At 64.5% G+C, this 1,625-nt stretch carries 1 protein-coding gene; it reads left to right on the forward strand.

Annotated elements, in window-relative coordinates; genetic code table 11:
- Positions 1–183 precede the first annotated feature (183 nt).
- Complete coding sequence (locus E3O48_RS06095; RefSeq protein ID WP_241982428.1) at positions 184–1,182, forward strand: IS110 family transposase; 999 nt, start codon at positions 184–186, stop codon at positions 1,180–1,182.
- Positions 1,183–1,625 lie beyond the last annotated feature (443 nt).

Raw genomic sequence — 1,625 nt, forward strand, 5'->3', positions numbered from 1 at the left:
CGCTAGACGATATGAGGGTGTCCGGCTCTTGAGGCTGGGGCCTCCGTTCAGATATACGTGGGTTACCGACCTTGGAGGGTTGGCCTATCCACAGCTGAATTTGGGAGGCCCCAGTTGACTCAATATCGTAGTTTCGTTGGCCTGGATGTGCACGCACGAACTATCGTCGGTAGCGCGTTGGACGTGGACACCGGCGAAGTCTCCCGGCACCGGTTCGGGTATGACCTGTCCGAGGTGGTCGCGTGGATTCGGTCGTTGCCTGGTCCGCAGATCGCGACCTATGAGGCCGGTCCGACCGGGTTCGGTCTCTACCGCCTGCTGCTCGGCTCTGGCACGGAGTGTGTTGTGGCGGCGCCGTCGAAGTTGCAGCGCCCGAGCGGTGACCGGGTGAAGACCGATGCCCGGGACGCGTTCCATCTGATGCGGTTGCTGCATCTGGACGAGATCACGGCGGTGAAAGTCCCCACTGTCGAGGAAGAAACCGCCCGGGATCTGGTCCGGTCTCGGGAGGACACCCGGCAGGACCTGATGAGCGCCCGGCACCGACTCTCGAAACTGCTCCTGCGGCACGGGTTCGTCTATGACGACGGGGCCGCGTGGACGCACAAACACGACCAGTGGCTGCGCTCCCACCGGACCGGTGACCTCGCGTTCACGACCGCGTTCGACGCGAACTACGAAGCCGTGGCCCAAACCGTCGCCCGTCGTGACCGCTTGGACACGGCGATCACCTCGATGGCCGCGGATTCACCATTCACGCCGATGGTGAACCGGCTCGGCTGTTTGCGGGGCATCTCGGCGTTGACCGGCTTTGCCCTCGCGGTGGAGATCACGGACTGGCACCGGTTCACCGGCAACACAATCGGCTCCTTCCTTGGCCTGGTTCCGTCCGAGTACTCCTCAGGCCAATCCCGCCAGCTCGGCGGGATCACCAAGACCGGCAACTCGCATGCGCGCCGGCTACTCGTTGAGGCCGCCTGGCAACACCGACGCGACTACCGCCCGTCGGCGCAGTCCGTGCNGCCTGGCAACACCGACGCGACTACCGCCCGTCGGCGCAGTCCGTGCTGCAGGCCCGGTGGGAGAAAGCACCCACCCCGGCGCGGCTCCGCGGCCAGGCCGGCAACGAACGGTTGCATCACCAATGGGTCGCGTTCACCGCGAGGAAGAAACGGCCCGTGATCGCGAACGTCGCCGTCGCCCGGGAACTCGCCGGCTGGTGCTGGTCCCTCGCCGTCATGGACGGATAAACCCTCAAGACCGCTGATCGCCCCGGACCGAAGTGACGACGAACACGATGGAGTGACCCGCATTCCCGCTATGAGCAACCCGACCAGTTGGTCGGGCAACGCCCGATTTCTAGACCAGCGGCTCCTCTCCTGCCGAACACTTCGCCCTGCGGTAACCAACCCGCGTATATCAGCCTGACCGTGTGTCGAACAGACAAACTCGACCACTCCGGTCCCCGGCGACCAGCCTCCGCAGCACCCGAGATTCAGTCTCTCGTGTTCTGACGGGTAAGCGGGAAAGTACGCCCCCGCATACCCGTCAGAACACGAACTACCAATCATCCCGGGCGCCGCTCAAACATGCCCCCTTGACAAAAACCCCTACATATCAGCGGG

Source organism: Cryobacterium sp. HLT2-28 (assembly GCF_004402495.1).
In the GTDB taxonomy this organism is placed as follows: Bacteria; Actinomycetota; Actinomycetes; order Actinomycetales; family Microbacteriaceae; genus Cryobacterium; species Cryobacterium mannosilyticum.